Origin of the sequence: Halorubrum sp. PV6 (assembly GCF_003990725.2) — an archaeon.
Taxonomy (GTDB): Archaea; Halobacteriota; Halobacteria; order Halobacteriales; family Haloferacaceae; genus Halorubrum.
In genome coordinates, this window is sequence record NZ_CP030064.1 from 2,533,081 (window position 1) to 2,557,270 (window position 24,190).

Here is a 24,190-nt window from a genome sequence, read left to right on the forward strand (position 1 = left end):
TGCCGGTGAACGCTGTGGCATGACTGGCACGCGCGTCGGCTCGGCGCTCACCGACGAACAGACGGCGATACGCGACCTCGTTCGCGAGTTCGCGGCCGAGGAGGTCCGGCCCGGCGCCGGCGAGGCCGACGAGGCCGAGTCGTTCCCGGAGGACGTGTGGGACGGGCTCGCCGAGCTCGGCGTGACCGGCCTGACGGTCCCCGAATCGTACGGCGGCTTCGGCGCCGACGAGACGACGTACGCGGTCGTCAACGAGGAGCTCGCGTACGGCCATCTGGCGGTCGCGACCGCGCTCTCCGTCCACTGTCTCGCGGCGTCCTGCATCGCCGAGTTCGGGAGCGAGGCCCAGCGAGAGCGCTGGCTCCCGGCGATGGCGAACGAGGGGCGACCGGTCGGGATGTTCTGTCTCTCCGAACCGCACGCCGGGTCGAACCCGGCGGCGATGTCGACGACCGCCGAGTACGACTCGGAGACGGACGAGTACGTCCTCAACGGCGAAAAGCAGTGGATAACGAACGGGCAGCGCGGCGGGGTCGCGGTCGTGTTCGCGAAGACCGACGGCGACGACGACGCGTCGATCACCCAGTTCCTCGTCCCGGCCGACACGGAGGGGTTCGAGGTGGGGAGAAAAGAGGAGAAGCTCGGACTCCGGGCCTCGGACACGACCGCGATCAGTTTCGACGACTGCCGAATCCCGGCCGAGAACCGGCTCACCGAGGAGGGGTCCGGACTCTCGGCGGCCTTCCAGACGCTCACCGGCGGCCGCATCGGTATCGCGGCGCAGGCGGTCGGGCTGGCGCAGGCCGCCTTCGACGAAGCAAAGGCGTACGCCGCGGAGCGCGAGCAGTTCGGCGGCCCGATAGACGACATCCAGTCGATCCGGCACAAGTTCGCGGAGATGGCGACCGGCATCTCGGCGGCCCGCCTGCTGGTCCGCGAGGCCTGCCGGCAGGCCGAGGCGGGCGAGGACAACCGCGTCGCGGCCTCGAAGGCGAAGTACCGGGCCAGCGAGACCGCGATGTCGGTGACTAACGAGGCGATCCAGATCCACGGCGGGTACGGCTACACCACCGAGTTCGACGTCGAGCGCTTCTACCGCGACGCGAAGATCACGGAGATATACGAGGGGACGACGGAGATCCAGAAGACGATCATCGCTCGGGGGGTGTTAGGCGAGTGACGACCGACGACCGAGCGACCGAGACGGGCGGCGACGCCCCGAAGCGCGCCGCCCGCGGCGTGCCGAGCGTGGACCCGCCGATCGATCTGGGCGCGTACGACGCCGTCGTCTACGACCTCGACGGCACCCTCGTCGAGCTCGCGGTCGACTGGGAGGCCACCGCGAAGTCGGTCCTCGACGTGTACGCCGAACACGCGATCATCCCGCCGACCGACGAGCTGTGGGGGTTACTCGGGGCCGCCGACGAGTACGGCGTCAGCGACCCGGTCGAAGCCGCCATCGCCGACCGCGAGCGGGCCGGCGCGCGCGAGTCGGTCCTGCTCCCGCTTGGGAGCCGACTGATCGACGGCGCCCACGAGGCGGGGCCGCCCGCGGGCGTCTGCTCGCTCAACTGCGAGGAGGCGTGTCGGGTTGCGATCGAGACGCACGGATTCGGCGACGCGCTCGACGCCGACGCCATCGTCGGGCGGGACACGGTCGAGACGTATAAACCGGACCCGGAATCGGTACTCGCCGCGGTCGATCGACTCGGGAGCGACCCTGAGCGCGCGCTGTTCGTCGGCGACTCGCGGCGCGACGCCGTGGCCTCCGAGCGCGCGGGCGTCCCCTTCGCGTGGGCGACGGACCTGAACGAGCGCTGAGGGCGGGCGGCGGATTACGGCTCTTCTGTCGGGGGGGATTTGTCGGTAGGACCAGTGGGTTCGGTCTCGTCGACGGCGGTGTCGGCGGCGGTCGGGTCGCTATCGACGTTGTCGTCGGCGGAGGTGGCGTCCCCGCCGTCGAGGTCGGGGCTGGCGGCGTCTCCGTCCGTTGAACTACCGTCGCCCGCGTCGGTCCGGCGCGCGTAGAGCGCGACGGCGACGGCGGTGAGAAACCAGATCGGCGCGCCGACTCTGACCGCGAAGGCCGCGCGGGCCGACCACGATTCGAGGGTGACGAACGCGGAGAGGACGGCGACGACCGGCGCCCCCACGAGGATGGTGAGGACGAACGTCGTCTGCATCACCCAGCCGTAGTCGATTCCCTCGTACTCGGCCCGCTCGACGGGTTGCACGACGAGCGGTTCGTGGCGAACGTGCAAATCGGTGACGGTCCGCGACCGGGAGAGCACTGTGCCGGTCAGATTTCCTGATCCCGCCAATTTTACCCGGTCGCCCGGCTGTAGTCGAGATATGACCACGACGCGGGGACTGCGGGAGGGCGACGATCCGATCACGATGTTGACCGCCTACGACGCCCCGACGGCGGCGGTGATCGACGAGGCCGACATCGACGTGGTGCTCGTCGGCGATAGCATGGGCAACACCGCGCTCGGCTACGACTCGACGCTGCCCGTAACCTTCGAGGAGGTCGCCAGCCGGACCGCCGCGGTCGCCCGCGCGACCGAGGACGCGCTGGTCGTCGCCGACATGCCCTTCCTCTCGTTCGGCGTCGACGAGGCGGAATCGGTGCGCAACGCCGGACGCCTTTTAAAAGAGGCCGATGCCGACGCGGTGAAAATCGAGAGCGGCCCACACACCGTCGAGATGACCGAGCGGATGACCGCGATCGGGATTCCGGTGATGGCGCACCTCGGCTTGACCCCCCAACACGTCAACCGCGTCGGCGGGTACACACGACAGGGGACTGATCAGGCGGCCGCAGAGGAGATAATCGACCTCGCGGGCGCTCACGCCGAAGCGGGCGCGTTCGCGCTCGTCTTAGAACACGTTCCCGCGAACCTCGCCGGGGCGGTGACGGAGGCGCTCGACATCCCCACGATCGGTATCGGTGCAGGCCCGGACTGCGACGGCCAGGTCCTCGTGATCAACGACGCGGTCGGACTGGGCGAGTGGTCGCCGCCCTTCTCCCGGCAGTTCGGCGACGTGCGCGGCGAGATGCGCGACGCGGTCGAAGCGTACCGCGACGCGGTGACGAGCGGCGAGTTCCCGGCCGAGGAGCACTCACACGTCGAGTCGGACCTCGAAGACCTGTACTGAGCCGATCGGAGTCCCGCGCTCGCGGGGGTTTATATACCGTGTCGCGGTCGCGGAGCGAAACCGCCCGCTCGGTCGGCGATAGCTGAACCGGGTCCCGCGTCGAAATCGCCGCACCCGGCGTGGGGTATATACGCGCCAACGGCCTACGTGAACTCGTGACAACCCGGACCATCCGCGCCCGCGACCGGCCGGTGTTCGGCGTCGACGTCCACAGCGGCGACGTTCGCGGCGACGACCCCTCCTACGCCCTCGTGATCTTAGACCCCGTCGACGAGGACGACCCCGACGCGCCCGACGCCGACGGCCCGATGGCGCGGATCACCCGCGACGTGGTGTCGTTCCGGAAGCTCTGTCGGCTGATCGACGACCGCGAGCCGCTGTACGTCGCCACCGACAACGCCTACGAGCTGGCGGCGGACAAGGGGGAGCTCGTCGGCTTCCTCCGGTCGCTGCCCGACGGCACGCGACTGGTGCAGGTGACCGGCGCGGAGCGACCCGAACCCCTCTCGCGGGTCGCCTCCAGACACGGCATCCCGTACGGGAAAGAGCCGATGAAGGAGGCGGAGGCGTCCGCCCGGCTCGCGGCCGCCAACGTCGGCCACGAGGTGACCGCGTTCACCGACGAGACGCGGGTGAAGGTGTCCCGCGGGCGGTCGACCGGGAAGGGCGGATGGAGCCAGGACCGGTACACCCGGCGCATCCACGGCAACGTCCGGAAGCGGACCCGGCAGGTCCAGTCGAAGCTGAAGGAGGCGAACCTCTCGTTCGAGCGCGACGTGACCGAAAAATACGGCGGCTACGCGAACGCGACGTTCACCGTCGAGGCCCGTCCCGAGGACATCCCCGTGTCGAACTCGCGGGCCGGCGACGTCCGCGTCGAGGTCGAGCGCGAGCGGCGCGACGGGATCGAGTACGAGCCCCTCGTCAAGCGGCGCGACCGGGTGATAGTCGGGATCGATCCGGGGACGACCACCGCGGCCGCAGTCGTCGGCCTCGACGGGACCGTCCACGCGCTCTACTCCTCGCGAACGTCCGACACCGCCGACGTGACTGAATGGATCGTCGAGCAGGGCCGACCGATCATCGTCGCCGCCGACGTGGAGCCGATGCCGGAGACCGTCGAGAAGTTCCGGCGCTCGTTCGACGCCGCCGGGTGGAAGCCGACGACCGACCTCCCGGTGGACGAAAAACTCCACCGAACCCGCGAGGCGAACTACGACAACGACCACGAGCGCGACGCGCTGGCGGCCGCGCTGTACGCCTACGACGACCACGAAGACCAGTTCGAACGGATCGCCGCGAAGACCCCGCCCCGGCTCGACCGCGAGGCGGTGATCGCCGGCGTCGTCGCCGGCGGGTCGTCCGTCGAGGCCGTGATCGAGTCGCTGAACGACGACGACGGCGACGGGGGCGACGGCGGCGGGAGCGACGACGAGACGGACCCCACGGAGCCCGAGCGGACCGAAGAGGAGGAGACGATTCGGCGACTCCGCGAGCGCGTCGACCGGCTGGAGTCGCACGCGGAGTCGCTCGAAGACGACCTCGACGAGCGCGACGAGCGGATCGCGGAACTGGAAGGCGAGTTAGAGGAGGCGAAACGCGAAGAGCGGATCGAGGCGCGAACCCGTCGCGCCGTCTCGCGGCTCGAACGCGAGACCGACCGGCTCGAACGCGAACGCGACGAGGCGAGAGAGACCGTCGAGACGCTGGAAACGAAGGTAGAGACGCTCAAGGAGCTGTGGCGGCTCGACCACTCGAACTTCGACGACGTGGCCGACGACCGGGGGCTCGTGAGCGTGAAAGTCGTCGAGCAGTTCACGCTCGACGCCATCGAAACCGCAGACGAAGAGTACGGGCTCGTCGCCGGCGACGTGGTCTACTTGCGCGACGCCTCCGGCGCCGGGCGGCGGACCGCGGAGCGACTGGCCGAGACGGAGCCGCGCGCCGTGATCCGCGACGGAAACCTCTCCGAGGTGGCCGATCAGGTCCTCTTCGACCACGACGTGCCGGTGCTCCCGGCCGACGCGGTCCCCGTGCGCGAGGTCGACGAGCTGGCGGTCGCGAGCGAGGAGGCCGTCGTGGCCGCCCTCGACGACTGGGAGCGCCGCGCCGAGCGCCGCCGGAAGGCCGAGAAACAGGAGCACCTCGACCGGATCATCTCGGAGCACCGGGCGGGGCGAACGCTCCCGGAGACCGAGGAGTAAGACTGGTGGCGGCGTGTCGGGGCGACCGCCACCGCCGCCGGCCGCGCGCACGCTTCCAGAAGTCATATGTCCGACAACCGCGCAGTCGTGCCTATGGACGCTTACGAGCGGATCACCCGGAACGCGGCCGAGGTGGTCACCGAGGAGGAGATCGAGGCGCTGGCCGACGACCCGGACGGAAAGCGGGCGTACGTCGGCTACGAGCCCTCGGGGGTTCTCCACATCGGACACATGCTCACCGCGAACAAGCTCATCGACCTCCAGGCGGCCGGCTTCGAGGTGACGGTCCTCTTGGCCGACGTACACGCCTACCTCAACGACAAGGGCTCCTTCGAGGAGATCCGCCACACCGCAGAGCGGATGCGCGACCAGTTCATCGCGTACGGGCTCGACGAGTCGAACACGCAGTTCGTTCTCGGCTCCGACTTCCAACTCGACGACGACTACACGCTGGATCTCCACTCGTTAGAGCTCGAAACGACGCTCGCGAGAGCCGAGCGCGCGATGGCGGAGATCACCTCCGGCGACTCGGTGAAGGTGTCGCAGGCGGTGTACCCGCTGATGCAGGCGCTCGACATCCCGTACCTCGGCGTCGACTTGGCGGTCGGCGGGATGGAACAGCGGAAGGTCCACATGCTCGCGCGCGACGTGCTGCCGAGCATCGATCGCGAGCCGCCGACGAGCCTCCACACCCCGCTCATCGCCGACTTGGGGACGGGTCGCGGGAAGATGTCCTCCAGCGAGGGCGTCACCATCTCGATGGAGGACTCCCGCGCAGACATCGAATCGAAGGTGAACGACGCGTACTGTCCGCCGACGGCCGACCCCGAACCGGCCGACGACGGCGGCGAGAGGGAGAACCCCGTCCTGCAGGTGTTCGAGTACCACGTGTTCCCGCGGTTCGAGACCGTGGTCGTCGAGCGCCCCGAGGAGTACGGCGGCGACTTGGCGTACGGCGCGTACGACGAGTTAGAGGACGATCTCGAGTCCGGAGAGCTCCATCCCGCCGACGCGAAGGGGGCGCTCGCCGAGTACCTCGACCGGCTCATCGCGCCGGGTCGCGAACAGTTGGCCGAGTAGGTAGCCGCGTTATACGTCGTTCAGCCGCTAATTTTCCCGTCTGCTGTGTGTCCCCCGTACTCACAGGTCCCGTCCAGACAGCCGCGGCCGGCGGCCGTCTCGAAGACGGGGAGCCCGCAGTCGCACTCGTCGACGACGACGCCGGACGGAATCGAGAAGGTCGTCTCACACGCCGGACGATTCTCGCAGGCGAGATAGACGCGGCCGGGCGCAGACTGGACGGTGAGCGCTCCCTCACAGTCCGGGCAGTCCCAGACGCGGGAGAACCGGTCGCTGACCGCGGTCGCCATGGGGTCGCAGGCGGGGTCGAGACAGAGGTGGAACGGCTCGCCGCGCTCGATTCGAATCTTCGGGAGCCCGCAGTCGTCGCAGGTTCCGTCGGTGACGCTCGCGCCGGCCGGGAGCCCCCACCGCTGCTCGCAGTCGAGACAGACCACGTCGCCGCGCGAGCGAATCAAAACCCCGCCGTCGTCAGGGCACGTCCCGACCGGCAGACCGGCCTCCGTGACCGGGAGCGCGCGGTCCGCGGTGGCCGTCTCGGCGACGACGCGGAGCCGACGCGAGCCGTCGCGGGCGGTCACGGAGAAGCCGTCCCCGTCGCCTTCGACGACGACGCTCTCGGGGCGCGTGAGCCACGCGACCGGCTGGTAGCCGTCGGCGTCGTGGACGAGCGTGGTGTCGTCGGGTTTGACGATGACGACGACGCGCCCCCGGTGGGTCCGGGAGCGGTCGCCGCGTTCGGTCACTCGACAGTCGCCGGCGAACACACGGAGTCGTTCGGGCATACGGCCGGATGGGGCCAGTATGGGTCTTAAGCGGTCGGAGCCGGGGTTTAAATGGGATACAGGGCGGCGCTGCGTCACGACCGCTCGTCGGCGCCGACGGTTCGCGAGAACCGGTTCGGCGGACTGCGGCCTACGCCACCCGAACCGTCCGCGTCGCCCTGACGGGCATCAGCGGGAGGTCCGGGAACGCGACCTCGACGACGAACTCGAGTTCGTCGGCGTCCGGCGGCCCGAACACGCCGACGGGGACCGTCGTCTCCCCGTCGAGATACGTCGTCGTCGACGACATCTCCACGTCGTTGACGGTGACTCGGATCCCCGCGCGGGCGCTTCCAGAGACCGCGGCCACGGCGACCTCGCACATCTCGTTTTCGCCGACGGCGATGGTGTCGGGGAACTCGCCCCAGTCGACATCGATCCGCGGGCAGTCGCGCGCGGCGGCGACGATCCGGTCGGCGACCGACCCGCTCATGCCGGCGTTTTCGAGCGCGTCAGCGCCGGCGTCAACGACGTCGCCGGGGGAGGTGAGCCCGGCGTCCGCGAGGCGTTCGGCGCGACCGGAGCCGACGCCGTCGATCGCGGTGAGCGCGACCGCCTCCCGCGAGACGCCGTGTTCGACGCGGGCCTCGACGCGACACGCGAGATTGGCTGCGCGCGGCCCGGCGAATCGGTCGAGGAACTCCGAGAGCGCGGCGAGTAAGCGGAGCGCATTCTGGCGGATTACCCACGCGTCCGAGCGCAGATCCGAGGGGATCGAGTCGGCCATCCCGGCGCGGAGAATGGCGAACACCTTGCGGTGGCCGTCCGCCAAGTCGGTGTCGCGATCGTCGAGGATCCGGTCGATCGCGTCCGACTCGGCCGCGCGCGCGGAGACGGAGTCGAACTCGCCGGCGGCCGCGACGGTCGCCAACACCGAGTCGACGGTCAGCGTCTCCCGGTCCGCGAGCCGTTTAAACCGGCGGGCGGTGTCGAGTCGCAGGTAGTACTTCGAGGCGAGCCGTCCCAGCGCGGTCGGCTCGATCGCGAGGTCGTCGTCGGCCGCGACGAACCCGTCGTCGACGAGCGATTCGAGGGTGCCGCGGACGCGGTCACGGAGGGTGGCGAAGTCGTATTTCTCGGGTTTCGACTCGGCGCGGACGTAGTAGAAGGTGGTCTCTAACCACTCCATCACGTCTTCGAGCCCGCGGATGGTTCCCATCGCGATCTCCGCGTTCAGGTGTGACTCCAGTTCCGCGGCGAGCCGCGACTCGATCGGCTTCCCCTCTTTTAAAAGCGACCGATACGTGTCGGCGTCGGCGCGGTCACAGACGACCCAGCCGTATCCCACGTCGTCGTAGCCGGGGCGGCCGGCGCGCCCGAGCATCTGGAGCACGTCGAGCGGCGAGATGTCAGTTTCTCCCTCAAGCGGGTCATGGTACTTCGTGTCGCGGATAACCACACAGCGGGCGGGGAGGTTCACCCCCCACGCGAGCGTCGACGTCGAGAAGAGGAACTTGATCTTCCCCTGTTTAAACCACTCCTCCACGCGGTCGCGGTCCGACTTCCCTAACCCGGCGTGGTGGAAGCCGACGCCGTCGGTGACGGACTGCCGGAGGGTGTCGTTGGTGAGTTCCTTCGCCTCGTTGTGGAAGTCGTAGTCGCCCCGCGAATCGATCGGAATGTCGCGGTCCGTGATCTCGTCACGGGCCTTCTTCGCGGCCTGTACCGTGTCCTGTCGCGAGGAGACGAACACGAGCGCCTGCCCGTCCTCGCGGACGTGCGGCTCGGCCAGATCCAGCGCGCGGTAGAGTCGGCGGTACTTGTCCGCGAAGGCGTTCGAGCCGTGCGAGTACGTCTTCACGCCCGTTTCGAGGTCGACCGGGCGGTAGTCGTCGCCGAACTCGTAGGTCGTCTCCGCGGGGGCGTCAAGCCACTCCGCGACGTCGCCGACGTTCGGCATCGTCGCGGACAGCGCGACGACGCGGGGGTCCTGAAGCCGGCGCAGTCGGGAGACGGTGACTTCGAGGACGGCGCCGCGCTTCTCGCTGTCGAGTAAGTGGACCTCGTCGATGACGACGCAGTCCACGTCGGTGATAAACGAGTACCGGCCGGAGTCGTGTTTGCGCGTCGCGCTGTCCGCCTTCTCCGGCGTCGTCACGAGCACGTCCGCGCGCTCGGCGCGGCGGGGATTTAAGTCGCGCTCGCCGGAGACGACGTAGACCGAGTAGCCGAGGTCCTCGAATCGCTCCCACTCGCTTTCCTTCTCGTTGGTGAGCGCGCGGAGGGGCGCGACGAAGAGGGCCGTGCCGCCCTCCGAGAGCGTCTTGCAGATCGCCAGTTCGGCGAGCGCGGTCTTCCCCGAGGCCGTCGGCGCCGAGGCGACCACGTTGTGGTCGGTCTCTAAGAGCCCCGGAAGCGCCTCGCGTTGCATCCGATTGAACTCCTCGAACCCGAAGGCGTCGGCGAACGCCGGCACCGCGTCGGCGACCTTCACGCCGGACCACGCCCGCGGGAGAGTCGACGGCGACCGAGAGTCGTTCGCATCACGTCAAGACGGGGGCTTCCAGAGCAAAGGCGTTTCTCATGTGGTCGCCCGCGACCGCGGAGAGCCGAGAGCGTCGCCACCGAACCCGGACGTTTACGTCACCGCGGATCGACCGCCCCGTATGCTCCCGTCGTCACCGGTCGTCGTCGGTGCTGCCGCCGTGATCGCCCTGCTCGTCGTCGCGGTGGTGATACGTCGGCTGCGCGGCCCGTCCGCCGAGGCGCGAAAATCGAAGCGCGCACACGAGGCGGCCCAAAAGCGCGACCCGCCCGTCGATATCGGCGAGACCTACGAGTTCGGCGTCACCGAACTCACGGACCACCACTCGGGCGAGGAGGTCGCCGTCGGGAAAGTCGAGGGGTTCGTCCTCTTCACCGAGGACGTGCCGGGTGGCCTCGAACCGGGCGACGTGATCCGCGCGAAGGTGCTCTCGTTCAACGAGGGGCGCACCTCCGCCGACGCGACGTTCGTGGGACGCGCGTGAGAGCGCCGGAACGGATCTGAGCGCTCGGGGTTGTCCACCTCCGCCCCGAGCATGAAGTTCATACGTGGTGGCGTCGAAGTGGTTTCGTAATGGCTCAGGCCGGGAATCAGGACCTCACGGAGCGGTTCATTCAGTTCTACCGCAACTACTACCGCGAGGCGATCGGCACCCTCGCACAGCGATACCCGAACGAGCAGCGCTCGCTGTACATCGACTACGACGATCTGTTCCAGTTCGACCGCGACCTCGCAGAGGACTTTCGGACGAAGCCGGACCAGATGCGCGAGTACGCCGAGGAGGCGCTGCGGCTCTACGACCTCCCCGCCGACGTGAGCCTCGGACGCGCACACGTTCGGATCGAAAACCTCCCCGAGGGGATCGACATCCGCGGTATTCGGGTCCACGACGACCACATCGGGCGACTCGTCTCGATCAAGGGAATCGTTCGCAAGGCGACCGACGTGCGACCGAAGGTGACCGAAGCCGCCTTCGAGTGTCAGCGCTGCGGGACGATGACGTACATTCCCCAGAGCGACGGCGGGTTTCAGGAGCCCCACGAGTGTCAGGGGTGTGAACGACAAGGACCCTTCCGGGTGAACTTCGATCAGTCCGAGTTCGTCGACTCACAGAAGCTCCGCATCCAGGAGTCGCCCGAGGGGCTCCGCGGCGGCGAGACGCCTCAGAACATCGACGTGGATATCGTCGACGACATCACGGGCAAAGTGAGTCCCGGCGACCACGTCACCTGCGTCGGGGTCCTCCACATCGAGCAGGTCGAGCAGGGCAACGAGAAGTCCGCCATCTTCGATTTGTACATGGACGGCGTCTCCATCGCCATCGAGGACGAGGAGTTCGAGGACATGGACATCACCGAGGCGGACAAACGCGAAATCATCGAGCTCTCCAACCGCGAGGATATCTACGAGGCGATGGTCGGCTCCATCGCGCCCGCCATCTACGGCTACGAGGAGGAGAAGCTTGCGATGATCCTCCAGCTGTTCTCCGGCGTCACCAAACACCTCCCCGACGGGTCGCGGATCCGGGGCGACCTGCACATGCTTCTCATCGGTGATCCGGGTACGGGTAAGTGTCTCAGTGGCGACACAAAGGTCGTCCTCAACGATGGCCGAGAGGTTCCGATACGCGAACTAGTTGAGCGGAACCTCGACGATCCGAAGCCAGTCGACGACGGCGTCTGGGACAGTGTTGACTTCGAAGTCCCCGCACTTCAGGCGGACGGCACTGTCGGGGCCTCCCGCGCGACGAAAGTCTGGAAGAGAGAGGCGCCAGCAGAGATGTATCGGGTCGAGACGGCGTCGGGCCGTGAACTCGACGTGACGCCTTCCCACCCGCTGTTCACCCAGCGGGACGGACAGTTCGCTCCGGTCCGCGCCGAGGAGCTGGAAGCAGGCGAGTTCGTAGCGACACCCACCCGGCTTGAGGTAGACGCCAACGACGCGCTCGACATCGATTTCCGAAGGGCGCAGTCGCACAACGCCGTCCGTCTCGACGCTCCCGAACGCTGGACACCAGCGTGCTCCCGGCTCGTCGGATACATCGTTGCCGAGGGCTACGTCGAGCAACGCGACGATCACTCGGGATTCGTTTCGATCACGAACAACGACGAGGGGGTCCTCGATGACGCCCGCAGCACGCTCCAGGACCTCAACCTCGAAACGACTACCCGAGAGCCGCACGACAGGAAGAGTGCGCGAGAGTTGCTGTGTTCCGCGGGCGAGTTTGTCAGTTTCCTCGACGAGATCGATGAAGCACTACTGAAAAGCTCCGCGGAGCAGCGGGTCCCGTCGAGCATCGCAGGCGCATCTGACGAAATCACCGCGGCTTTCGTTAAGGGATTCATCGAGGGAGAAGGGCACGTCTCTGCGTCGGAAGGCGAGATAACCGTCGCGTCGATGAGCGAGGTGCTCTTGGAAGGAGTTCGGTCACTCCTGCTTCAACACGGCATTACGTCCCAGTTGCACGAGCGGCACGACGGAAGCTACCGGCTCCGTATCAGCGGCGCACAGTTCGACCGCTACGTGACCAAAATCGGGTTCGTTACTGACCGAAAACAGTCCGCAGCGGAGGAGCATCTCGAAACCGATCAGAACACGAACGTAGACGTGATCCCGAACGTCGGTCCGACGCTTCGTCGATTGCGTGACTCCCTCGGACTAACGCAGTACGAGTGCGGTGTCCCGCGGAACACGTACCGACACTACGAGGCCGGGAACCGTAATCCGAGCCGAGACGCACTCGGTCGGATCATCGACGCGTTTGAGGACGCGTGCCACTCTCCGGTCAACTCTCAAAGCGACGCTCTCGCGAAGACAGACGGCGGCTCCACCGTGAGCGATATTGCCGCACTCCGTCGACTCGCCGAGGGAGATATTCGGTGGGATCAGATCGAATCCATCGAGCAGGTTGAGCCCGAAGACGATTGGGTGTACGATCTCGAAGTCGAGGGAACACACAACTACGTCTCGAACGGGGTCATCTCACACAACTCACAGATGATCTCGTACGTCGAGAACATCGCCCCCAGATCGGTTTACACGTCCGGGAAAGGCAGCAGCGCGGCGGGGTTAACTGCGGCGGCCGTCCGCGACGACTTCGGCGACGGCCAGCAGTGGTCGCTCGAAGCCGGCGCGCTCGTCTTAGCTGATAAAGGGATCGCGGCAGTCGACGAGCTGGACAAGATGGACTGCGTCACCGGTGACTCCCTGGTCTCGCTCGCGGACGGACGCGTCGAGCGCATCGACGAACTGGCGAGAGAGGCCGCCCAAAGTGGCGATATCGAAGATCTCTCGAACGGCCGGAAGATCCGCGACGTCGACCTCGACGTCTGGTCGATGGACGAGGACGGGCGGCTGGTCGAACGTCCCGTGCGTTCGGTCCACGAGTACGACGCGCCCTCGAAGCTGACCCGAGTGACGATGGAGACCGGCGAGTCGCTGACCGCGACGGCCGACCACCCGTTCTTCGTCCTTGACGGCGGAGAGCGCGCCGAGTGCGAGGCGGCCGCGCTCGACGAGGGCGATTGGGTGTACGTCCCCAGAGAGATTCCGACGAAGGCGGCGGACGGCGCGGGAGCGGTGGCGGCGACGGGAGGTACCGCCGACGCCGCCGAGGTCGTCGGTGACGACGGGGAGGTCAGCGCCGCGATGGCGAGCGTCCTCGGGTACCTCTCCGGCGACGGGAACGTCTACTACGACCGCGACGAGGGCGTCTACGGCGTCCGGTTCACCAACACCGACGAGGAACTATTAGACGACTTCGAACGCACGGCGCGCGAGGCGTTCGACGCGGCTCCGGTCCGTCCGCCGAGCGAGAAGCGCGAGGGCGGCGCCGAAACGGTCCGCGTCACCGGAAAGGAACACGCCGACGCCGTTCTCGACGCGGGAATGAACCTCGGTCGGTACGACGAGAAGTGCTTCCCGGCTCCCGTTTCGGCCGGGGGGCGTGCGGCGAAGGCCGCGTTCGTCCGAGCGCTCGCCGACAGCGAGGGACACGTCGACGAGTCGGCCGGCAACGTTCGGATAGCGTCCGCGAGCCGAGACCTGCTCCGCGGCACGCGGACCCTCCTCTTACAGTTCGGCGTGTCGAGTCAGCTCCAGCGGAGCGAGCGAAACGGCGGTCGCGACGTGTACTACCTCACGGTGACCGACGCCGACTCGCTCGCGGCGTTCCGGCGCTTCGTCGGATTCACGGCCACACGAAAGGCCGAGGCGCTCGACCGCGTCGTCGATTCGGCCGATGGGGATCGCACGATTCTCGACGTGATCCCGGCGATCGACGGCGTGCTCGCACGGTGTCGCGAGTCGCTCCGGCTTCACCAGCGCGAGTGCGGCCTCAACGCGGTCACGTACCACGACTTCGAGCGCGGGGACGCGAACGTCTCGCTTGACCGCGCCGGCCGGGTCCTCACAGCGTTCGAGGAGCGACGAGAGAGGGCCGACGAGGACCGGCGTCGGCTGAACGAGGAGTTGACGTGGGAGACGCTCTCGGAGCTTCGGCACCGATACCACGTCTCGCAGTCCGATCTTGCCGAGGGGACGGCGCTGTCACAACAGCGGATTTCTCGCAACTGGGGCGACAGCGACGAGGTCCGTCGGGCGGTGACCGAGCGGCTCCGAGAGATTCTCACCAGAGTCGCGGAGACCGACCTCGACGACCTTCGCGAGTTCGTCCGTGGCGACGTGAAGTGGCGACGGGTCGAGTCGGTCGAGACGGTGCCACCGGAGTCGACTGAACACCGCGGCGAGGTGCTCCGGCAACGTCTCGCAGACGTCATCGGGGGGCCGGTGGAGACGGCCGAAGAGCGGGCTCGCGAACTACTTGATCGCGATCCAGTCGGCGAAACGCGGACGGAACTGTCGGCGGCGCTCGACGCATACTGCGTCAGTCAGGCGGCCGTGACGCCGAGACTCGACGTGAGCCAAGCGACCGTGTCGCGATGGCTGTCCGGTACCGTCGAAACGGACCGTCTCGACGACCTGCGCGAGGCCGTCGCGGCGGAGGTCGACGCGGTGAAGGCGGAACTGCGGTCGATACTGGCGCGGATCGAGGACGGGGAGCGACCGAAGGTGTACGACCTGACGGTCGAGGAGACGCACAATTTCGTTGCGAACGGGCTCGTCGTGCACAACTCCTCCGACCGCTCCGCGATGCACGAGGGGCTCGAACAGCAGAAGATCTCGGTCTCGAAGGCGGGGATAAACGCCACCCTCAAGGCGCGGTGTTCGCTCCTCGGCGCCGCGAACCCGAAGTACGGCCGGTTCGATCAGTACGAGCCGATCGGCGAGCAGATCGACTTAGAGCCCGCGCTCATCTCCCGGTTCGACCTGATCTTCACGGTGACGGACAGTCCGGACCCGGAACACGACTCCCGGCTGGCGAAACACATCATCAAGACGAACTACGCCGGCGAGTTGAACACCCAACGCGAGGAGTTGGCGACCTCGGAGTTCACCTCCGAGCAGGTTGCGGAGGTGACCGAGGAGGTCGCCCCGGAGATCGACGCCGAACTGCTCAGAAAGTACATCGCCCACGCGAAACGCTCCTGTTACCCGACGATGACGGAGGAGGCGAAAGAGCTGATAGAGGAGTTCTACGTCGACTTGCGCTCGAAGGGGGCCGACGAGGACGCCCCGGTGCCAGTCACCGCCCGGAAACTCGAAGCGATGGTCCGACTCTCGGAGGCGAGCGCGCGGGTCCGGCTCTCGGACACCGTCGAGCGCGAGGACGCCGACCGCGCGACCGACATCGTCGAGTCGTGTCTCAAAGACATCGGCGTCGACCCGGAGACGGGGCAGTTCGACGCCGACGTCGTCGAGACGGGCACCTCGAAGAGCCAGCGCGACCGCATCAAGAACATCAAGACGCTGATCGCGGACATCGAGTCGGAGTTCGAGGAGGGTGCGCCGATAGAGGAGGTGCTCGACCGCGCCGACGAGATCGGGATGGACTCGTCGAAAGCCGAACAGGAGATCGAAAAACTCCGCACGAAAGGCGAGGTGTACGAGCCCAAGCAGGGCCACCTCCGGACGACGTAGATGGACCGGATCTCAGCGATACGGAACGTCGAGGACGCGCTCCGCGCGTTCGAGGCCGGCGACGCCGACCTCGCCGACACCGAGCGACGGGTGGCGGCGGTCCTCCGGACGTACGCGACCGAGTTCGACGGCGACGACGACGTGTTCCGCGCGGTCGGCGAGGAGCCGGTCGACGGGACGGTCGTCGTCGCGCCCTCGACGCCGGCGGCCCGCGAGCGCCTCCTCGCGGTGAACGGCCTCGATCCGGAGGGTGACGACGGGCCGACCTTCGAGGTCGAGCGCGTCTGAACCGCCCCGCGGACGCGGCCACGGACGACCGACTGCGACGCCGAGGTTCGTCGAGACCGACTGAGGCGGCTTTGCTACACGCGACTGAAACGTTCCGGTCCGGAACCGGTAAGTGGCGAAACCGATCAGCCGCGTCCGTGCTGCTGGTCGTGACGTACTCGGCGGTGGCCCGCACCGCGCTCCGGAACCTGTGTCGCCGCCACGAGGGAGTCGTCGTGCGACGGTTCGGACGGGCGGCACTTCTCGACGCCACGGTGTACGCCGCGTTTCTCGCGCTCCGACTGCGAGCGTCGCACGGCGGAGACGTACAGATAGAGCGGACCGAGCCGTTCAACGAGTTCGCCACGCTCGACGAGCCGGTCCGTGAGGCGGCGAGCGCGTACGCGAACCGCGACGCGAAGTCGACGCCGTACGCCGCTTTCGCCGCCGGGACCGACCACCCGGACCCGGAGACGATGCGAGGCGAAGATCTGTGAGCGGGCAGCGCGAACGGCCCGGCGAGAGCGTCGCGAGCGAAGCGCCAGACTGCGGCGGCGCCGCCACCGAGACCGAACCGGCAGTCCCCGATCCGGCCGCCGTGCTCGGTCGCGTTCCGACCCGCACGAGCCTCGGACGCGAACTCGCCGCGGCGGCTCGGACGCGCGGGCTGTCGTCGTCAGTGAGGGACGAACTCGTCGATATCAGCGACGCCATCGCGGCGATCGAGATCGAAGCCGTCGACCTCGACGCGGCCAGACGCCGGGTCGCGGCCGCGAGCGGCGAGGAAGAGCGGTTGAAAGAACGAGTCGCCGCGCTGCGCGGACGGGTGCAGGCGCGCCGCGAGACCGGAGCGGAGACGGACGACGCCCTCGGCGAGTTGGAGTCGGCGGCCGCGGAGCTGTCGGTCGCACAGAGCGAGCGCGTCGCCGCCGAGCAGGCGCTTCGGCGCGCCCGCGAACGGGCCGCCGACGCCCGCGACGCCCGCGAGCGACGCCTCGAACTCCGAGACCGCCTCCGGAATCGCCGCCGGGACGCCCGCCGAGAGCTCGCTCGGGAGGTCTACCCGGCCTTTCGCGAGGCGCTGGGGGCGGTTCCGGGCGGCGACCCCGAGGACGCCGGCGAGCGGCTCGGGGGGTACGCCGGGCCGGCGCTCGCGGGGTCGCTGGCGGCGGTTCGACTCGCGAGGGTCGAGCGGCCGGTCGTGCTCGGCACGGAGGCGGTCGCGTGGATCGCCGATCGCGGGGGGACGGCGCCGGAGTCGGTGGTCGACGCGGCGGTACTCCGTCCGTGCCGGAAGCCTGGGCGCTGACGGAGCGCGTTCGGCGGGCGGTCGGGGAAGAGCGCGTCGTCCCGTTCGACGGGGTTTATCCGGACGTGCCGCGTGATTCCGGTGTGAGTCAGTTCGATCGGACCGCCGGCGCGGAGGCGGAGAGCGAGGCCGACGCGGGAGCGGAGACCGAGGCAGAACCCGAAACCAACGGTGACCTGACGGCCGCTCTCCGAACGGAGTCGCAGGTGTTGCCGGCGGAGGTGTTCGCCACCCTCGGCAACGACACCCGTGTCGACATCCTTCGGGCCCTCCTCGAACTCGGCGCCGACGAGGCCCCGGTGAGTTTCACCGACCTCTTCGAACGGGTCGACATCGGCGACAGCGCCAACTTCAACTACCACCTCCGGCAGCTCACCGGCCACTTCGTCAAGCGGAGCGACGACGGCTACGAGTTCCGGTACCCCGGCCGGAAGGTCGTCAGCGCCATCTTCACCGGGACGCTCACCGAGCGCACGCAGGTCGGGTTCTTCCCGGTCGAGGGCGCGTGTTACGACTGCGACGGCGACCTCCACGGCTGGTACGTCGACGACACCCTCACCGTGGGGTGTGCCGACTGCGGCACGATCCAGGTGAGCTACCCCTTCCCCTCCGGTGGGCTGGACGACCGCACGACCGACGAACTGCTGCAGGCGTTCCACCACTACGTCCGCCACCACTACTGTCTGGCCGCCGACGGGGTCTGTCCCGAGTGTACCGGCGCGGTCGAGACGACGCTCGTCCGCGACCCCGACGAGGAGGACCTCGACGTCGCCGTCGAACACGTCTGCGGGCGGTGTAACTACCGGCTGCGGTCGACGGTGGGCGTCACGCTGCTCGACCACGCGGAGACGCTGCTGTTCTTCTCCGAGCGCGGCGTTGACCTGAACACCGAGCCGTTCTGGGGGTTCGACTGGTGTGTGAGCGACGAGCGGACCGCGGTCGTCTCCGAGGACCCGCTTCGGGTTCGGCTCTCGCTTCCCCGCGACGGCGACGAACTCCGCGTGGTCGTCGACGAGTCGGTGGACGTGATCGAGACGACGCTGGTGGAGTAAATGGGGAGCGGCGTCGCTCGCGCGACGAGAGCGACCGCCGGGCGGGCCGAGCGACCCGGCGGACAGTAGAATACCTCGGGGAAGTCGGTCAGCGTCGGGCCGACGCGGGCTGAGTCGCTACTCGAAGCGTTCGACGGCCTGTTCGTAGCGGGTCGCGGGCTCGTTCCAGTCGACGACTTCGAAGAAGTTGTCGACGAACTCGCCGCGGGCCGGGCCGTAGTCGTGGTAGTAGGAGTGTTCCCACACGTCCAGCGCGAGGATCGGGTGGCCGCCCCAGATCGCGCCCTGGTCGTGTTTGTCGACCACGACGTTGCGCAGTTGGTTCGAGAACGTGTCGTACACGAGCAGCGCCCAGCCGCTCGCCGCGGAGGCCGCCGCTTCGAACTCGCCTTTCCACGCCTCGTAGGAGCCGAAGTCCTCCTCGATTCGGTCGGCGAGGTCACCGGAGGGTTCGTCGCCGCCCTCCGGGCTCATGTTCTGCCAGAACAGGTCGTGGAGGATGTGCCCCGACGAGTTGTGGGTCACGTTCCGGATCGCACCGCTCGACGAGGAGAAGTCGTGTTCCTCGCGGTTCGCTTCGAGCGTCTCCTCGGCCGCGTTCCAGCCGTTTACGTACCCCTGATGATGGGTGTCGTGGTGCCATTCGAGCACCTGCTCGGAGATATGCGGTTCCAGCGCGTCGTACTCGTACGGGAGCGGATCGAGTTCGTAACTCATGTCTACACTCCACCTCACGCACGGGACGGTCAAGAGCGTTCTCTGTAGCGTTTTTCAGTAAGCATTCTGTGATATTTATAAACGACACGGAGCGCCCGAAACACTCGTAAAGTCTTTTTAAACAATACGAACATACTCACGCTGTCAGGTCTCGGCTACCGCCGACGCGACGCTTATCAGTGCCAGACACAGCAGATCGGTTATGACACCAGACGAGCGCGCCGCGGGCGGCGTCGAGCCGCGCTCCGGCGAGGCGGTCCGGCACGGAACGGGCGTGAACTCCGACCGAGCGTTCCCGACGAACGCCTACCCCGACAACCTCGACCCGTTCGTGCTGTTCGAGCGGTTCTACATCGACCCGGATCGGGGGTTCCCGATGCACCCCCACAAGGGGTTCGAGATCGTCTCGTACATGATCGAGGGGGGTATGGACCACGCGGACTCGCTCGGGGTCGAACACACGGCCCGCGAGGGCGAGGCGATGCGGATCACGACCGGAAGCGGGATCCGACACTCCGAGTTCCCCGCCGACGGGACGGCGTGCAACGGACTCCAACTCTGGGTGAACCTACCCCGCGAGGAGAAGGAGGCGGACCCGGATTACGTCGACGCGAGCGCCGACGAACTCCCCACGGCCGACCTCGACGGGGCGACCCTCACGACCGTCGTCGGCGAAGGGTCGCCGATCGAACTGCACACGCCGATGGAGTACCTCGACGTCCGGGTCGCCGACGCGTGGACGTGGTCGGTCCCCGACGGGTGGTCCGGGTTCCTCTACGGCGTCGAGGGGAGCGGCGCAGTGAGCGGCGCCGACGCCGGTGGTGACGCGAACGCGACCCGCGAGTTCGGCGCGGGCGACGTACTTCCGAACGCGGACGCGCGAGACGTGACGGTCGAGAGCGACGGGGGGCAGTTCCAGTTCGTCGCCGTCTCCGGGCGGCCACACGGGGAGCCGATCCGACAGCAGGGACCGTTCGTGCTGTAGCGCCCGCCGATTCGCGCTGTAGCGCCCGCCGAGGTGCGACGGTCGGCCGCGAGCGAGGGATGATAACGCGGGCCGCCAAAGGGGAGGACGGAATGCCACTCGATCCGGACCGCGTTCGGACCGTGACGTTCGACTCGTACAGCACGCTCGTCGACGTGGAGGCGGCCGAGGCGGCGCTCGCCGACCGCGTCGCCGACCCCGGACCGGTGTCGCGGCTCTGGCGGTCGCGGTCGCTGGCCTACACGTTCGTCGCGAACGCGGTCGACGCCTACCAGCCCTTCTACGAGATGAACCGCGACGCGCTGACGTACGCGTTGGCGGCTCACGACGTCGACCTGTCGGCCGCCGAGCGCGACGAGATCCTCGCGGTGTACCACGAACTGGAGGTGTTCGACGACGTGCGGTCGGGGGTCGAGCGCCTGCGCGACGGGGGGTACGAGCCGTACGTGCTCTCGAACGGGAACCCCGAGATGCTCGACTCGATGGTCGAACACGCGGGGATCGGAGACCTCGTCGCCGACACGATAAGCGCCGACGAGGTGGAGACGTTCAAGCCGGCGGCGGCGCTGTACCGCCACGGCGCCGCCAGAACCGGGACGCCGATCGACGAGGTCGTCCACGTCACCGCGGGGTGGTTCGACGTGCTGGGCGCGTCGAACGCGGGGATGCAGGCGGTGCGCGTCGACAGAAAGGGAACGCCGTGGGAGCCGTTCGCGGGGGAGCCGGACCGCACGGTCGCGTCGATCCACGAGCTGGCCGACGCGCTCGGTGTCTGAGTCGGGCGTCTCGACCTCCGAAGTGGTCGTCTACGCGCCGCCGCCGGGCTCAGTCGCGCTCGGCGATGATCGTCTCGCCGGCGCGCGTCGAGTCGCCCTCGCTCACGAGGAGGTCGTCCGCGTCGACGTCCGCGGGGAGGACGACGTCCGCCCGCGACCCGAACGACACGTGGCCGACGCGGTCGCCGCGGTCGACGGTGTCGCCGGGTTCGACCGAGGGGTGAATCCGCCGGGCGAACCAGCCGGCGATGACCAGCAGCTCGTACGCCCCGAAGTCGATCACGACCTGTTCGTTCCGGTCGGACTCCTTGTCGAACGCGGGGCGGTTCGCGCCGGGCCGGTGTCGAACCTCGCGGACGGTGCCCGCGAGGGGCGCGCGGTTCACGTGCACGTCGGTGACGTTCATGAATATCCCGACGCGAAGCCGCTCGCCCTCCTCGCGCACGACGCTCACGGTCCCGTCCGCGGGCGCGACGACGGTTCCCTCGGCGTCTGGCGTGGAGCGGTCGGGGTCGCGGTGGAACCAGAGCACGCCGAACGCGAGCGCCAGCAGGCCGATCCCGACCGGCGGGAGGAGGGGTAGCGTCGCGCCGGCGGCGAGTGCGGGCACGAGCGCCAGCCGCCACGCGTCGTCGACGACGTCGAACGGGAGGACCGCCGCGAGCGGTGGGTTTCGAGCCATCGTTACGCCCCCGCCTCGCGGAGCGGCGGTCGGAGATCGGTGCGGCCCGCGGCCCACGACGCGAGCAGGTGGACCAGATGGGTTCGGTCGTCGAGGCCGTCGACGAGGTCGAGGCTGGCCTCGCCGGCGAGGACGTGGAGCCGTGCGAGGTCGTCACCCCCGTACTCGGAGCCCGAGCGAGCGACCCGGAGGATCTCACGGAGCAGCTCCTCGCCGTCGTACCCCCCCTCGTCGAGCAGGTCGTCGAGGGTCCCCCGCGCGTCGGCGAAGTCGCCCGCACGCGCGTCGACGAGCACCGAGCGGATCGCGTCGTCGTCGCCGACCTCGCCGAGGGTCTCGTAGGCGGTCGACATCGTTATCTCGTCGCCCTCGACGGCGGTGGCCTGCGCCGAGAGGATCGCGGCTCGGAGGTCGCCCGCGGCGGCGCTGGCGACGAACTCCAGTCCGTCGGCGTCGTAGTCGACGCCCTCGCGCTCGCAGATCGTTTCGAGGACGTCGATCGTCTCGTCGGTGGTCGGCGCGCGGACGCGAACCGGAAAACACCGGGACCGGATCGGCGCGATGAGCTTCGAGGGCTGCCGGGTGGCGATCACGAACTGCGTGGTCCGGTGGTGCTGTTCCATCACGCGGCGGAGCGCCTGCTGGAAGTCCTCGCGGATCGACTCGGCGTTGTCCAAGAGCACCGTCTTGTACTCGCCCGACATCGGCGCGTACGACGCAGACTCTTTTAAAACGCGATTTATCATGTCGCGTTTGGCCATGCGACTGCGGCCCTGGAGAAAGCCCTCGAAGCGGGGGTCCGTCCGGATCTCTTTTTTCGTTCGTCCGAAGAAGTCGGCGACGTTGATCTCGATCAGGTCGCTCTCGGGATCCGCGTGGGCGGCCCGCGTGAGCGCCCGCGTCGCCGCCGTCTTCCCGACGCCGGACGGGCCCTGGACGACGATGTTCATCGGCTCGTCGACCGCGCGCTCTAACCGCTCGCGCGCCTCGTCTTGCCGAATCTCGGCGAGCGTCGGCGCGTGCGCGTCGGTCCACAGTGGTCCCTCCATACCGAATTTGCGGGCCCACGCGGTCAAGAATCGGTCGGTTCGGTCACCGCCTGTACGGTCGGGTTGGCTCCGTCGCTGGAGGGTCCCGGAGCGGAAACCGCGAGCCGCGCCGATCCGGTCGCCATAAAGGAATTATTAACAATCGAAGTAAAAGAACACCAACTGTTAAATACCGGGAGAATAGATCACCATTGTACATGGCAAACGACAATCGATCCGACGACAGCCGCTTGACGCGCCGCCACTACGTGGCCGGCACCGGCGCGCTCGCAACCGTGGGGATCGCCGGATGTTCCGGCGGTGGCGACGGCGGCGACGGGAGCGACGGTGGCGACGGAAGTGACGGTGGCGACGGCGGCGACGGGAGCGACGGAAGCGGCGGCGGGAGTTCCGCGCCGGTCGAAGTGCTCCACGGATGGACCGGTGGCGACGGCGCCGCCGCGGCCGACGCGCTAGAGGAGGCGTTCAACGAGGCGTACCCGGACACCGGCCTCGAAATGAATCCGATCGGCGGCGGCGGGAACGCGAACCTCGACGCGGTCGTCGCGAACCGGCTGCAGAGCAACGACGCGCCCGGTTCGTTCGCCAACTGGCCGGGCCCGAACCTCGAACGGTACGAGGGGGCCCTCGGGACGGTCGACGACGTCTGGGAGGAGAACGGCTTCGAGGACGTGATGGTCCAGGAGGCCGTCGACCTCCACAAGCAGGGCGGGAGCTATCGCGCCGTGCCGCTCGGCTCGCACCGCCTGAACTGCCTCTTTTATAACGTCTCCGTCGTCGAGGACGCCGGCATCGACGTGGACTCGCTGGACAGTCCCTCCGCGCTCATCGGCGCCTTCGAGACCGTCGCGAGCGAGACCGACGCCGTGCCGATGACGCACGCGATGTCCGGCACTTGGACGACCACCCAGCTGTGGGCCGCCGTGATGCTCGGCGTGAACGGCTACCAGCCGTACATGGACTTCCTCGCGGGCGACGGCGACGAGAGCGCGGTCCGGTCGGCCTTCGAGACGACGGCCGAGATGCTGGAAAACCACATCAGCGACGACGCCGCCTCGCTGAACCTCACGCAGTCGAACCAGAAGATCATCAACGGCGACGCCGCCTTCATCCACCAAGGCAACTGGGCGGCCGGTGCCTTCCGGAACGCCGAGGACTTCAACTACGAGGACGACTGGGGCTTCAAGACGTTCCCCGGCACCGAGGGGATGTACACCCTCCACTTCGACTCGTTCCTCTACCCCAGCAACAACCCGACGCCGGAGGCGTCGAAGACCTGGTTAGAGTTCGTCGGCAGCGCAGAGGCACAGATCGCGTTCAACCAGTTCAAGGGGTCGATCCCGACCCGGACCGACGTGAGCATGGACGAGTTCGGTCCGTACCTGCAGGAGACGGCAGAGGACTTCGCGAACGCGGAGTACCGCCCGCCGAACCTCCAGCACGGACTCGGCGCCACCTCACAGACGATGACGGCGCTCAACGAAGTCATCTCGTCGGAGTTCACCGGACCCTACAACGTCGGCGCGGCGACGCAGGGGTTCCTGGACGCGATGTCGAACTGA

General features: G+C 68.2%; 20 protein-coding genes. 14 read left to right on the forward strand and 6 right to left on the reverse strand.

What is annotated here, in order from left to right:
• Positions 1-19 precede the first annotated feature (19 nt).
• Together DOS48_RS26700 and DOS48_RS26705 are read left to right on the forward strand one after the other, a co-directional pair.
• Positions 20-1,180, forward strand: a complete 1,161-nt coding sequence (locus DOS48_RS26700; RefSeq protein ID WP_127118619.1) for an acyl-CoA dehydrogenase family protein — start codon at positions 20-22, stop codon at positions 1,178-1,180.
• Positions 1,177-1,821 (forward strand): HAD family hydrolase, encoded by a 645-nt coding sequence (locus tag DOS48_RS26705; protein WP_127118620.1) that lies wholly within the window; start codon positions 1,177-1,179, stop codon positions 1,819-1,821. The genes DOS48_RS26700 and DOS48_RS26705 overlap by 4 nt, the downstream gene beginning before the upstream one ends.
• Before the next feature lie 14 nt (positions 1,822-1,835).
• Here DOS48_RS26705 and DOS48_RS26710 read toward each other — a convergent pair whose 3' ends face one another.
• Positions 1,836-2,234, reverse strand: coding sequence for a DUF5822 domain-containing protein (locus DOS48_RS26710; protein ID WP_127118621.1), 399 nt, complete (start codon positions 2,232-2,234; stop codon positions 1,836-1,838).
• Between the two features lie 118 nt (positions 2,235-2,352).
• On the opposite strand from DOS48_RS26710, the gene panB reads away from it, so the two are divergent.
• The 3 genes from panB to DOS48_RS26725 all read left to right on the forward strand — a co-directional run bounded on the left by panB (position 2,353) and on the right by DOS48_RS26725 (position 6,443).
• Positions 2,353-3,159 (forward strand): 3-methyl-2-oxobutanoate hydroxymethyltransferase, encoded by an 807-nt coding sequence (gene panB / locus DOS48_RS26715; RefSeq protein WP_127118622.1) that lies wholly within the window; start codon positions 2,353-2,355, stop codon positions 3,157-3,159.
• Between the two features lie 155 nt (positions 3,160-3,314).
• Positions 3,315-5,363: a DUF460 domain-containing protein gene (locus tag DOS48_RS26720; RefSeq protein WP_127118623.1), complete on the forward strand. Its 2,049-nt coding sequence runs from the start codon at positions 3,315-3,317 to the stop codon at positions 5,361-5,363.
• A gap of 93 nt (positions 5,364-5,456) precedes the next feature.
• On the forward strand, positions 5,457-6,443 hold the full coding sequence (locus DOS48_RS26725) for a tyrosine--tRNA ligase (protein WP_127118624.1): 987 nt from the start codon (positions 5,457-5,459) through the stop codon (positions 6,441-6,443).
• A gap of 20 nt (positions 6,444-6,463) precedes the next feature.
• Here the strand turns inward: DOS48_RS26725 and DOS48_RS26730 are convergent, their stop codons facing one another.
• Complete coding sequence (locus DOS48_RS26730) at positions 6,464-7,228, reverse strand: endonuclease NucS domain-containing protein (RefSeq protein WP_193309442.1); 765 nt, start codon at positions 7,226-7,228, stop codon at positions 6,464-6,466.
• Between the two features lie 130 nt (positions 7,229-7,358).
• Positions 7,359-9,701: a DEAD/DEAH box helicase gene (locus DOS48_RS26735; RefSeq protein ID WP_127118625.1), complete on the reverse strand. Its 2,343-nt coding sequence runs from the start codon at positions 9,699-9,701 to the stop codon at positions 7,359-7,361.
• 172 nt (positions 9,702-9,873) lie between these two features.
• On the opposite strand from DOS48_RS26735, the gene DOS48_RS26740 reads away from it, so the two are divergent.
• From DOS48_RS26740 to DOS48_RS26765, 6 genes are all read left to right on the forward strand, one after another.
• Positions 9,874-10,236: a TRAM domain-containing protein gene (locus DOS48_RS26740; protein WP_127118626.1), complete on the forward strand. Its 363-nt coding sequence runs from the start codon at positions 9,874-9,876 to the stop codon at positions 10,234-10,236.
• An 89-nt stretch (positions 10,237-10,325) separates the two neighbouring features.
• Positions 10,326-15,791: an LAGLIDADG family homing endonuclease gene (locus DOS48_RS26745; RefSeq protein WP_127118627.1), complete on the forward strand. Its 5,466-nt coding sequence runs from the start codon at positions 10,326-10,328 to the stop codon at positions 15,789-15,791.
• Positions 15,792-16,079, forward strand: a complete 288-nt coding sequence (locus DOS48_RS26750) for a hypothetical protein (RefSeq protein ID WP_127118628.1) — start codon at positions 15,792-15,794, stop codon at positions 16,077-16,079. It abuts the gene before it with no gap.
• Between the two features lie 137 nt (positions 16,080-16,216).
• Positions 16,217-16,555, forward strand: a complete 339-nt coding sequence (locus DOS48_RS26755) for a hypothetical protein (RefSeq protein ID WP_127118629.1) — start codon at positions 16,217-16,219, stop codon at positions 16,553-16,555.
• The gene (locus tag DOS48_RS26760; RefSeq protein WP_127118630.1) at positions 16,552-17,367 is read left to right on the forward strand and encodes a hypothetical protein; all 816 of its coding nucleotides are present in this window, start codon (positions 16,552-16,554) and stop codon (positions 17,365-17,367) included. Before DOS48_RS26755 ends, DOS48_RS26760 begins: the two co-directional genes overlap by 4 nt.
• 83 nt (positions 17,368-17,450) lie before the next feature.
• Complete coding sequence (locus DOS48_RS26765; protein WP_127118915.1) at positions 17,451-18,419, forward strand: helix-turn-helix domain-containing protein; 969 nt, start codon at positions 17,451-17,453, stop codon at positions 18,417-18,419.
• A 117-nt stretch (positions 18,420-18,536) separates the two neighbouring features.
• On the opposite strand, the gene sod is transcribed toward DOS48_RS26765, so the two are convergent.
• On the reverse strand, positions 18,537-19,136 hold the full coding sequence (gene sod / locus DOS48_RS26770; protein WP_127118631.1) for a superoxide dismutase: 600 nt from the start codon (positions 19,134-19,136) through the stop codon (positions 18,537-18,539).
• A gap of 202 nt (positions 19,137-19,338) precedes the next feature.
• On the opposite strand from sod, the gene DOS48_RS26775 reads away from it, so the two are divergent.
• Together DOS48_RS26775 and DOS48_RS26780 are read left to right on the forward strand one after the other, a co-directional pair.
• A complete protein-coding gene (locus tag DOS48_RS26775; protein ID WP_127118632.1) occupies positions 19,339-20,121 on the forward strand; it encodes a pirin family protein in 783 nt (260 codons plus the stop codon).
• Between the two features lie 92 nt (positions 20,122-20,213).
• On the forward strand, positions 20,214-20,897 hold the full coding sequence (locus DOS48_RS26780) for a haloacid dehalogenase type II (protein ID WP_127118633.1): 684 nt from the start codon (positions 20,214-20,216) through the stop codon (positions 20,895-20,897).
• Positions 20,898-20,946: 49 nt separating this feature from the next.
• Here DOS48_RS26780 and DOS48_RS26785 read toward each other — a convergent pair whose 3' ends face one another.
• The gene (locus DOS48_RS26785; RefSeq protein WP_127118634.1) at positions 20,947-21,579 is read right to left on the reverse strand and encodes a protein sorting system archaetidylserine decarboxylase; all 633 of its coding nucleotides are present in this window, start codon (positions 21,577-21,579) and stop codon (positions 20,947-20,949) included.
• A 2-nt stretch (positions 21,580-21,581) separates the two neighbouring features.
• Positions 21,582-22,628: an AAA family ATPase gene (locus DOS48_RS26790; RefSeq protein WP_127118635.1), complete on the reverse strand. Its 1,047-nt coding sequence runs from the start codon at positions 22,626-22,628 to the stop codon at positions 21,582-21,584.
• 404 nt (positions 22,629-23,032) lie between these two features.
• Here DOS48_RS26790 and DOS48_RS26795 point away from each other — a divergent pair, with 404 nt between their 5' ends.
• Positions 23,033-24,190, forward strand: a complete 1,158-nt coding sequence (locus DOS48_RS26795) for an ABC transporter substrate-binding protein (protein ID WP_244629402.1) — start codon at positions 23,033-23,035, stop codon at positions 24,188-24,190.

What these genes read in the sequence shown, in the direction of transcription:
- DOS48_RS26700 (WP_127118619.1), top strand. Translation starts at nt 20, where the DNA reads ATGACTGGCACGCGCGTCGGCTCGGCGCTCACCGACGAACAGACGGCG.
- panB (WP_127118622.1), top strand. Translation starts at nt 2,353, where the DNA reads ATGACCACGACGCGGGGACTGCGGGAGGGCGACGATCCGATCACGATG.
- DOS48_RS26725 (WP_127118624.1), top strand. Translation starts at nt 5,457, where the DNA reads ATGGACGCTTACGAGCGGATCACCCGGAACGCGGCCGAGGTGGTCACC.
- DOS48_RS26730 (WP_193309442.1), bottom strand. Translation starts at nt 7,228, where the DNA reads ATGCCCGAACGACTCCGTGTGTTCGCCGGCGACTGTCGAGTGACCGAA.
- DOS48_RS26740 (WP_127118626.1), top strand. Translation starts at nt 9,874, where the DNA reads ATGCTCCCGTCGTCACCGGTCGTCGTCGGTGCTGCCGCCGTGATCGCC.
- DOS48_RS26745 (WP_127118627.1), top strand. Translation starts at nt 10,326, where the DNA reads ATGGCTCAGGCCGGGAATCAGGACCTCACGGAGCGGTTCATTCAGTTC.
- DOS48_RS26750 (WP_127118628.1), top strand. Translation starts at nt 15,792, where the DNA reads ATGGACCGGATCTCAGCGATACGGAACGTCGAGGACGCGCTCCGCGCG.
- sod (WP_127118631.1), bottom strand. Translation starts at nt 19,136, where the DNA reads ATGAGTTACGAACTCGATCCGCTCCCGTACGAGTACGACGCGCTGGAA.
- DOS48_RS26775 (WP_127118632.1), top strand. Translation starts at nt 19,339, where the DNA reads ATGACACCAGACGAGCGCGCCGCGGGCGGCGTCGAGCCGCGCTCCGGC.
- DOS48_RS26780 (WP_127118633.1), top strand. Translation starts at nt 20,214, where the DNA reads ATGCCACTCGATCCGGACCGCGTTCGGACCGTGACGTTCGACTCGTAC.
- DOS48_RS26785 (WP_127118634.1), bottom strand. Translation starts at nt 21,579, where the DNA reads ATGGCTCGAAACCCACCGCTCGCGGCGGTCCTCCCGTTCGACGTCGTC.
- DOS48_RS26790 (WP_127118635.1), bottom strand. Translation starts at nt 22,628, where the DNA reads ATGGAGGGACCACTGTGGACCGACGCGCACGCGCCGACGCTCGCCGAG.